The 9,148-nt window shown below is 29.1% G+C and carries 10 protein-coding genes and 1 pseudogene; all 11 read right to left on the bottom strand.

Features of this window, described 5'->3' with window-relative positions; genetic code table 11:
* The coding region (locus BQ7400_RS00255; RefSeq protein ID WP_144019920.1) for an ORF6N domain-containing protein at window positions 1-311 on the bottom strand (311 nt) is incomplete at its 3' end.
* A 431-nt stretch (window positions 312-742) separates the two neighbouring features.
* The gene (locus BQ7400_RS00250; protein WP_072469065.1) at window positions 743-1,270 is read right to left on the bottom strand and encodes a PcfB family protein; all 528 of its coding nucleotides are present in this window, start codon (window positions 1,268-1,270) and stop codon (window positions 743-745) included.
* Window positions 1,271-1,452: 182 nt separating this feature from the next.
* On the bottom strand, window positions 1,453-1,626 hold the full coding sequence (locus tag BQ7400_RS10530) for a hypothetical protein (RefSeq protein ID WP_002841910.1): 174 nt from the start codon (window positions 1,624-1,626) through the stop codon (window positions 1,453-1,455).
* A 73-nt stretch (window positions 1,627-1,699) separates the two neighbouring features.
* Window positions 1,700-3,139 (bottom strand): annotated as a pseudogene (locus BQ7400_RS00245) (MobA/MobL family protein); the annotation flags it as partial.
* Complete coding sequence (locus BQ7400_RS00240; protein ID WP_072469063.1) at window positions 3,118-3,936, bottom strand: recombinase family protein; 819 nt, start codon at window positions 3,934-3,936, stop codon at window positions 3,118-3,120. The pseudogene BQ7400_RS00245 and the gene BQ7400_RS00240, both read right to left, overlap by 22 nt.
* Window positions 3,937-3,939: 3 nt before the next feature.
* Complete coding sequence (locus BQ7400_RS00235; protein WP_009431647.1) at window positions 3,940-4,164, bottom strand: hypothetical protein; 225 nt, start codon at window positions 4,162-4,164, stop codon at window positions 3,940-3,942.
* 153 nt (window positions 4,165-4,317) lie between these two features.
* A complete protein-coding gene (locus BQ7400_RS00230) occupies window positions 4,318-5,019 on the bottom strand; it encodes a replisome organizer (RefSeq protein WP_072469062.1) in 702 nt (233 codons plus the stop codon).
* An 87-nt stretch (window positions 5,020-5,106) separates the two neighbouring features.
* Window positions 5,107-6,102, bottom strand: coding sequence for an ORF6N domain-containing protein (locus BQ7400_RS00225; protein WP_072469061.1), 996 nt, complete (start codon window positions 6,100-6,102; stop codon window positions 5,107-5,109).
* Window positions 6,103-6,533: 431 nt separating this feature from the next.
* Window positions 6,534-7,061, bottom strand: a complete 528-nt coding sequence (locus BQ7400_RS00220; protein WP_072469060.1) for a PcfB family protein — start codon at window positions 7,059-7,061, stop codon at window positions 6,534-6,536.
* A 184-nt stretch (window positions 7,062-7,245) separates the two neighbouring features.
* Complete coding sequence (locus tag BQ7400_RS10525) at window positions 7,246-7,419, bottom strand: hypothetical protein (RefSeq protein WP_180371929.1); 174 nt, start codon at window positions 7,417-7,419, stop codon at window positions 7,246-7,248.
* A gap of 73 nt (window positions 7,420-7,492) precedes the next feature.
* Window positions 7,493-9,133: a MobQ family relaxase gene (gene mobQ / locus BQ7400_RS00215; RefSeq protein ID WP_072469622.1), complete on the bottom strand. Its 1,641-nt coding sequence runs from the start codon at window positions 9,131-9,133 to the stop codon at window positions 7,493-7,495.
* Window positions 9,134-9,148: the final 15 nt, after the last annotated feature.

Raw genomic sequence — 9,148 nt, 5'->3', positions numbered from 1 at the left:
CTTAATACAGTCATAAGCATATAAATACCCTGCTCTGTAAAAGCATAAGGTAGTTTTCTACGACCGCCCCAACTTGATGTCGATTTTTTCGATATCAAGTTTTCAAACTCTGATTTCGTCAACTGAAACATAAAATCATCATCAAATTTCTCCGAATTGTTTTTTACTTGCTCGTTAAATCTTGTCGTTGTATATCCATAGATTTCAGCAAGCTCAAAATCAAGCATAACCTTTTGATTTCTTATATAGTAAATCTTACTTTTAATTGTAGTTTCATCTATAACTACAATTTCCTTGTTTTGTTCTGCCACAAAATTCACCTCCTATATATTTTTGGGGCTACAACTTGTAGCCATTTTCTCTTTATTTCATTTAGTTTACAGCTCTTAAGCCAATTATCCATAATATTTTCAAAGTCTAATTTCTATAATTATACCAAAAATGTTAAATCTTTTCTATCTCTCCCTCTCTCTCTTTATCTATCTCTATATCTTTCTCTATCTCTATCTCTTGTCGGACATGGGTTGGACTCATTAAGGACAATGTCCTCTGTTTATTTTGTCTGTGAAAAATTCTTCTTTCAATTTTATCCAATAATATATTTTGTTTGTTGCCATATCTGCTCCTTTCTTGATTTTCGATAATCGAAATTCTTGATTTCCGATTTTCGAAATTCTGGACTTCTGCTTTTCGGAAGTCTAGTTATTATGGTTATTTAAGGGTGTAACTTTTCGTTACTCCCTTAGATTTCTCTGGTCATATCTTTTTTACTTGGTTTTACTTTTTCTTTTACTTTCCTTTTGACTTTCTCTTTTGTCTTATCCTTGTTCTTGGATAGGTCTTTGTATTTCTTTATTTGTTTTAGGATACTTTCTTTTTCTTTTTTATTTTCTTTGACTATGACTTGTTTAAAGGCATATTCCATTACTTTTATGTCTTTGGCTTGGAAGAATATTTCATAGTTTTGGCTTTCTTTGTTTTTCATTACTGAGAAACTTACTCCAAGTTTGTTTAGTTCTTTTTTTAAGTCTTTGAGGTCGCTTTGATCTATGCTTATGTTTTCTAGTTGTCCTTTTTTATATAAGTCTTTTATTTTCATTTCATCGCCCATAAGACTTTTGAGGTTTCCGTTTGCTTTTTCTAAAGTTTCATTCATCTTTTTTCTTATTTCTTTGTCTAAGTTGATTGATTCTTTTGCTGCCTTTATTGTGTATGATATTATGGTTTGTGCTGCTTGACCTGCTTCTTTACTTATTTCTTCGTTTATCATGCTTTATCTCCTTTGTTTGAATTAAAAAAAGGGAAGTATAGGCTTTAATTTTTCTATAATTCCCTTTGATTGTTTTTATTTTATTGTTCTTGGTGGTGGAATGCTTGTTTTTATGTTTTTATAGCTTTCTTAGGTATTTGTACCTTTTATACTTTAAAATAGTTTACAATACCTTTCCACCTTTAGTAGTTTGTGTGTGTTCTTTTGTCTGATAGATAGTTTTTCATGTTTGAATATATAATCTGTATTTCCTCATTGTTCATTGCTTTTATTTCTTCGGTGCTTTTATATGTTTTGTATGTTCCATCTTGATCTGCTTTTATGAGTTCATCTATTAGCTCTTGCCTTTTATTCATCTCTATTACCTCCTAGATCTGCCTTTATTTTCTTGGTCATATTATAGCTTGGATATTATATTTTTACCAGGTCTTATCTTTCTTGATCCATTTTCTTGTTTTTCATCATTTCTCTGTATTCATTATCTTTATTAACTTGGTCTTGGAATTTTTTAATCTGTGCTATTACACTTGGTTTTTCACCTTGTTTTATTAACTTATCTATTTCTATGGATAAGTCTATGCCAAGTTCTTTATTTACAAAATCTACTGAATATTTTATATGATTAATTTCCTGGTATTCATCTTTTATCTTGTCTTTTTCTCTATTTATTTCTTCAAGGTTTGCCATTAAAAGATTTTTTTCTTCATTCCATTTTTTAGGACTTAGCTTTTCCTTGTCTGATAGGAGTTTTTTTAATTTCCCACTTACTACCTTATATTGGTCTATGTCTTTCTTATGTTTATTATAGAATGCGTCTTTTGTGAATATATATTTCTTTTGATATTCTTCATAAACTTCTTTTTTGGCTTTATAGATTTCATAGTATAGAATTTTCTTTTCTACATCTTCCATTTCTTTATGGATTGTCTTTGCTTTTTTATTTAGCTTATAACTATTAGACTTTAAAGTTTCTATTTTTGTTTGTAACTGACCTATGGTTTCTATGTTATTTTTTCTTAAATAACTATATGCACTCGTTAGCTTTTTGAAGTCATATTTTTCTTTATTAGTTTTTGCATATCCTTTTAGATATTTACTTTTTTCTTTTTGAATTTCTGAATAAGTTAATAGATAATTTGTTAGATTGAAAAGTTTAGGGTTGTCTATTACCTTATCTCTTTCTATATCCTTAAATTTTTCATAAGCAGTAGATAGGTTATCTAATAAATTTCCTATCCAACCTTTTAATGTTTTTATCTCTTCTTTTATTGTTTTTACAAGGTTATTATATTTTCTTATTTCTCTATTATAGTTTCCCTTGTCAGTTTCTATTCCTTTTCTTTCCATTGCACTTGCTGCTGATCCTAAATGGATTGTCGGTAGATAATCTGAATTTTGTCTTTTAAAACTCCTATGGTCTACTCTTTTTTCTATCTTGTTTTTTGCTAGATATTCATTGCAAAGGTATGAAAAATTTTCTCTCCATTTTTCTACATTGCCCTTATCATTCCAGGTTGTTAGTTCTACTTTTCTTGTTTTAGGTTTTCCATTTTTGTTTAAAATCTTTTCTCCTTTTTCATCTATGATATATTCTTTTTTTGACTTTGCTAAGAACTCTCCTTTTTCGTTTATGGGTCGCATTATGGTCATTATATGACAATGGATATTTCCATTTTTATCTTGATTCTCATCATGAATTGCATAATCTACTATCATTCCTTGTGATGTTAGATTTTCTTTTATAAATCTTTCAACTAAGTTTTTATTTTCACTTAAAGATAACTCTTTTGGTAGTCCTATTATGAATTGTCTTGCTAGTTGTGCATTAGAATTTTTTTCTGCCATTTCTACTTTATTCCATAATANTGACTAGCAATATGACCAATATAAACTGGGTTTTCAATAATTTCTTTTAGGGTTGTGCAGTCCCACCAATACTCTCCACCATCTACGGTCATTTCTAACTTAGTTTTTTTATTTCTAAGTCCTTTTTTTCTATTCCACCAGGTAGGTGTAGGTATTTTTTCTTCAAAAAGTCTTCTTCTAATTGCTTGTACTCCATAACCACTAAAAGCAAGATCAAAAATTTTTTCAACAATCCATGAGGTTTCATCATCGATTACTAATTTATGTGGATCATCATTGTCTTTCCTATATCCTATTGGAGCAAGACAACCAATAAATTTTCCTTGCCTTGCTCTTGTCATATAGGCAGATTTCATCTTTTTGGAAACATCTCTTGAATAAAACTCGTTTAAAACATTTTTAAAAGGAACTATTTCGTTGTTTTCTTGAAAGGTATCTACTCCATCATTTAAAGCTATATATCTGACATTGTTCTTTGGGAAGAAATTTTCTGTATAGTATCCAGTCTGCAAATAGTTTCTTCCAAGCCTTGATAAGTCCTTAGTTATAACTATATCCACTTTTTTATTTTCAATATCTCTAATTAGTCTTTGAAATGACGGTCTATTTGTATTTAATCCAGTATATCCATCATCTATATATACATCGTAAATACTCCAACCTTTTGATTTTACATAGTTTTCTAAAAGTTCCTTTTGGTTTTGTATGCTGGCACTCTCTCCTTTCTGCTCATCATCTTTAGATAGTCTGCAATAAATTGCAGTTTTGAATGAAAAGTGATTTGAATTTGTTTGTATCATTTCCTATTCCTCCTTATTTGAGTTTTCGGAAATAACACAACTTTCTCTAAAACTATTTTTATTATAGCACTCTTTTCTATTACTATCAATATTATATTTGCTATACTCAATTTCATTGTCCTTACTTAATTTGCTTGATTTTTTTATTAGTCTTAGAAAAGCTTCTGTATCTGTTCTTCTATTATCATAATTTCTTTTTACAATGTATTTTGTTTGCCTTTTTGTCATAGCTTATCCTTTCATGCAATAAAAAAAGGCGATTAGATTTTTAATTTTCTAATCGCCTTTTAAGTGTCATATTTACATTTTTATTATCTCTGGCATACTTTTATACCTTTTTAGACTTAAAGTCTTTAATAATGCCTTTCCACCTCTTTTTATCTATAAAGATTCTCCTACATCATAGTTCATTTTTTTATTTAAACCTTTCTGTGTTAGTTTTTCTTTATCTTCTTCATACCATTTTAAGATTGTCGCATAGTGGTTTTGATAGGTCTTACCACTGCTTTCCATGTATCTTGATAGTTTATTTATCATTATTTCTGTGTGTGAGTTTAATTTTTCTTTAAGATTCTTATATTCTTCTTTGCTTAACCTTACATTTTTGAATTCTCCATAAAAGATGGGGGTGGACTGTTCTTCTCTCCCCTTATCTATACTAACCTTATCTAATCTACCCTTATCTATACTGGGTTGACCACTTGACAACCTTTGGTTAACCAGATGACAACCATCTTTTTCTTCTAAAATATATGCTCCATTTTCCGTTTGATAAAGCTGTTGTTTCTGCTCTATATACATTGTTGGCTTATATCTGTCTTTTCTAATATAGTTATTTATCTTCCAATGAGTAATGACGATTATTCCCTGATCAAAGACTATCACAAAGCCTTTGGCAATAAGTATTTTCAGGTCATCTTCATTAGCCCCGATAATTTTGATGATTTTCTTAGGATTATTTACAAAACCATCATCATCTGCCCTCATTGATAAATGAAAATACAGACATTGACTACTTAGTGGCATATCCAAAAATAAGTCGCTATCCACTATCTTTAGTGAAAACATTCTTTTATCTGCCATGCTCTCCTACCTTTCTTCAAATAAAAAAAGACGATAGTTTTTAATTCTACCGCCTTGTGTATTGCTATGATTTAACATAATTATATATTAAATTTTTAAGTCTTTATTATTTAACATCTTACTAAACATATCATGGTACATATCTTTAGAAGATTCTTCTATCTTGGTAATACTTGATATTTTATTTCCCGCATCCTTTGACGAAGCTCCGCAAAGATAAAAGGCTTCATTTTCTGTTCCACAGTCTATTGCTATATATCTATCGTGATATTTTTTACCTGCTATCTTCAGTTTCAGGTCTATATTAGGATAGTCTTTTCTAAAATCATCTAAGATGTTTTTTGTAAGCATATCCTTGTTTTTAACATTATCGCTAAAGACTATGATTTGAGTCTTATCTCTTGCAGCTCTTAAAAGTTCTAATGTTTTAAGCCCTATATAGTTATCTATAACATAAATACTTTTCTTTGCTGATTTATATATTTTTGTATAGGCAACATCAGCTTCTATCTTATCTCCATTCATCAAGAGGAAATGTTTATATGTTTCCGGGTCTATAAAATTATCCATTACCTTTTTCAAATCTTCTTTAGTAGCTAATGTGTTAATCTTACTATCTATCCTTGCGATATCATTTGTGTTTTGATTTGTTTGAATTGCTATTTGTACTAATTCTTTTGAACCGATAAAATCTTGGTTTTCAATGATGAAGTCTTTCATCTGCTTAAACATTCGTATTAAAGCCTTGCTCTGTTTAACGGCAAGTTCTCCCCTTAATACAGTCATAAGCATATAAATACCCTGCTCTGTAAAAGCATAAGGTAGTTTTCTACGACCGCCCCAACTTGATGTCGATTTTTTCGATATCAAGTTTTCAAACTCTGATTTCGTCAACTGAAACATAAAATCATCATCAAATTTCTCCGAATTGTTTTTTACTTGCTCGTTAAATCTTGTCGTTGTATATCCATAGATTTCAGCAAGCTCAAAATCAAGCATAACCTTTTGATTTCTTATATAGTAAATCTTACTTTTAATTGTAGTTTCATCTATAACTACAATTTCCTTGTTTTGTTCTGCCACAAAATTCACCTCCTATATATTTTTGGGGCTACAACTTGTAGCCATTTTCTCTTTATTTCATTTAGTTTACAGCTCTTAAGCCAATTATCCATAATATTTTCAAAGTCTAATTTCTATAATTATACCAAAAATGTTAAATCTTTTCTATCTCTCCCTCTCTCTCTTTATCTATCTCTATATCTTTCTCTATCTCTATCTCTTGTCGGACATGGGTTGGACTCATTAAGGACAATGTCCTCTGTTTATTTTGTCTGTGAAAAATTCTTCTTTCAATTTTATCCAATAATATATTTTGTTTGTTGCCATATCTGCTCCTTTCTTGATTTTCGATAATCGAAATTCTTGATTTCCGATTTTCGAAATTCTGGACTTCTGCTTTTCGGAAGTCTAGTTATTATGGTTATTTAAGGGTGTAACTTTTCGTTACTCCCTTAGATTTCTCTGGTCATATCTTTTTTATTTGGTTTTACTTTTTCTTTTACTTTTCTTTTGACTTTCTCTTTTGTCTTATCCTTGTTCTTGGATAGGTCTTTGTATTTCTTTATTTGCTTTAGGATACTTTCTTTTTCTTTTTTATTTTCTTTGACTATGACTTGTTTAAAGGCATATTCCATTACTTTTATGTCTTTGGCTTGGAAGAATATTTCATAGTTTTGGCTTTCTTTGTTTTTCATTACTGAGAAACTTACTCCAAGTTTGTTTAGTTCTTTTTTTAAGTCTTTGAGGTCGCTTTGATCTATACTTATATTTTCTAGTTGTCCTTTCTTGTAGAGGTCTTTTATTTTCATTTCATCGCCCATAAGACTTTTGAGGTTTCCGTTTGCTTTTTCTAAAGTATCATTCATCTTTTTTCTTATTTCTTTGTCTAAGTTGATTGTTTCTTTTGCTGCCTTTATTGTGTATGTTATTATGGTTTGTGCTGCTTGACCTGCTTCTTTGCTTATTTCTTCGTTTATCATGCTTTTATCTCCTTTGTTTGAATTAAAAAAAGGGAAGTATAGGCTTTAATTTTTCTATACTTCCCTTTGCTTGTTTTTATTTGGTTGTTCTTGGTGGTGGAATGTTTTATTTTGATGTTTTTATTGCTTACTTAGGCATTTGTACCTTTTCTTGTTTTTCTGCTCTTATTTTGCTTTTCCACCTTTAGTAGTTTATATGTGTTCTTTTGTCTGATAGATAGTTTTTCATGTTGGAATATATAATCTGTATTTCCTCATTGTTCATTGCTTTTATTTCTTCTGTGCTTTTATAGGTTTTGTATTTTCCATCTTGATCTGCTTTTATGAGTTCATCTATTAGCTCTTGCCTTTTATTCATCTCTATTACCTCCTAGTTCTGCCTTTATTTTCTTGGTCATATTATAGCTTGGATAAGATATTTTTACCAGGTCTTATCTTTCTTGATTCATTTTCTTGTTTTTCATACTTTCTCTATATTCATTATCTTTATTAACTTGGTCTTGGAATTTTTTAATCTGTGCTATTACACTTGGTTTTTCACCTTGTTTTATTAACTTATCTATTTCTATGGATAAATCTATGCCAAGTTCTTTGTTTACAAAATCTACTGAATATTTTATATGATTAATTTCCTGGTATTCATCTTTTATCTTGTCTTTTTCTTTATTTATTTCTTCAAGATTTGCCATTAAAAGATTTTTTTCTTCATTCCATTTTTTAGGACTTAGTTTTTCCTTATCTGATAGGAGTTTTTTTAATTTCTCGCTTACTACTTTATATTGGTCTATATCCTTCTTATGTTTATTATAGAATGTGTCTTTGGTGAATAAATTTTTCTTTTGATATTCTTCATAAACTTCTTTTTTGGCTTTGTAGATTTCATAGTATAGAATTTTCTTTTCTACATCTTCCATTTCTTTATGGATTGTCTTTGCTTTTTTATTTAGCTTATAACTATTAGACTTTAAACTTTCTATTTTTGTTTGTAACTGACCTATGGTTTCTATGTCATTTTTTCTTAAATAACTATATGCACTTGTTAGCTTTTTGAAGTCATACTTTTCTTTATTAGTTTTGGCATATCCTTTTAGATATTTGCTTTTTTCTTTTTGAATTTCTGAATAAGTTAATAGATAATTTGTTAGATTGAAAAGTTTAGGGTTGTCTATTACCTTATCTCTTTCTATATCCTTAAATTTTTCATAAGCAGTAGATAGGTTACCTAATAGATTTCCTATCCAACCCTTTAATGTCTTTATCTCTTCTTTTATTGTTTTTACAAGTTCATTATATTTTCTTATTTCTCTATTATAGTTTCCCTTGTCAGTTTCTATTCCCTTTCTTTCCATTGCACTTGCTGCTGATCCTAAATGGATTGTCGGTAGATAATCTGAATTTTGTCTTTTAAAACTCCTATGGTCTACTCTTTTTTCTATCTTGTTTTTTGCTAGATATTCATTGCAAAGGTCTGAAAAATTTTCTCTCCATTTTTCTACATTGCCTTTATCGTTCCATGTTGTTAGTTCTACTTTTCTTGTCTTTGGTTTTCCATTTTTGTTTAAAATCTTTTCTCCTTGTTCATCTAGGATATATTCTTTTTTTGACTTTGCTAAGAACTCTCCTTTTTCGTTTATGGGTCGCATTATGGTCATTATATGACAATGAATATTTCCATTTTTATCTTGACTCTCATCATGAATTGCATAATCTACTATCATTCCTTGTGATGTTAGATTTTCTTTTATAAATCTTTCAACCAGGTTTTTATTTTCACTTAAAGTTAATTCTTTTGGTAGTCCTATTATGAATTGTCTTGCTAGTTGTGCATTAGAATTTTTTTCTGCCATTTCTACTTTATTCCATAAGGTAGACCTATCATTAAATTCTTTTGGTATATGATCAGGCAATATTATATTTTTTACTAATACTTTTTCTTTTCTTGTATAGTCATGGGTTACTCCGTCCCATTCATTTTTTATTTTTTCTCCACTTATATATGCTGCACTTGCTACTGCACTTTTGCCTTTTCCTCTTGATATTATGTTTACTGAAAAATGAAAACTGTCTGCCATTTTTATCACTTCCTT

This window comes from Urinicoccus massiliensis, from assembly GCF_900120405.1.
Classification (GTDB): domain Bacteria; phylum Bacillota; class Clostridia; order Tissierellales; family Peptoniphilaceae; genus Urinicoccus; species Urinicoccus massiliensis.
The sequence above is the reverse complement of the archived record's forward strand: the minus strand, read 5'-3'. Positions and strand labels throughout refer to the sequence as shown.

Coding starts and splice junctions, on each gene's coding strand:
- mobQ (WP_072469622.1), bottom strand. CDS start 9,133: ATGGCAGACAGTTTTCATTTTTCAGTAAACATAATATCAAGAGGAAAA.
- BQ7400_RS10525 (WP_180371929.1), bottom strand. CDS start 7,419: ATGAATAAAAGGCAAGAGCTAATAGATGAACTCATAAAAGCAGATCAA.
- BQ7400_RS00250 (WP_072469065.1), bottom strand. CDS start 1,270: ATGATAAACGAAGAAATAAGTAAAGAAGCAGGTCAAGCAGCACAAACC.
- BQ7400_RS00235 (WP_009431647.1), bottom strand. CDS start 4,164: ATGACAAAAAGGCAAACAAAATACATTGTAAAAAGAAATTATGATAAT.
- BQ7400_RS00220 (WP_072469060.1), bottom strand. CDS start 7,061: ATGATAAACGAAGAAATAAGCAAAGAAGCAGGTCAAGCAGCACAAACC.
- BQ7400_RS10530 (WP_002841910.1), bottom strand. CDS start 1,626: ATGAATAAAAGGCAAGAGCTAATAGATGAACTCATAAAAGCAGATCAA.
- BQ7400_RS00230 (WP_072469062.1), bottom strand. CDS start 5,019: ATGGCAGATAAAAGAATGTTTTCACTAAAGATAGTGGATAGCGACTTA.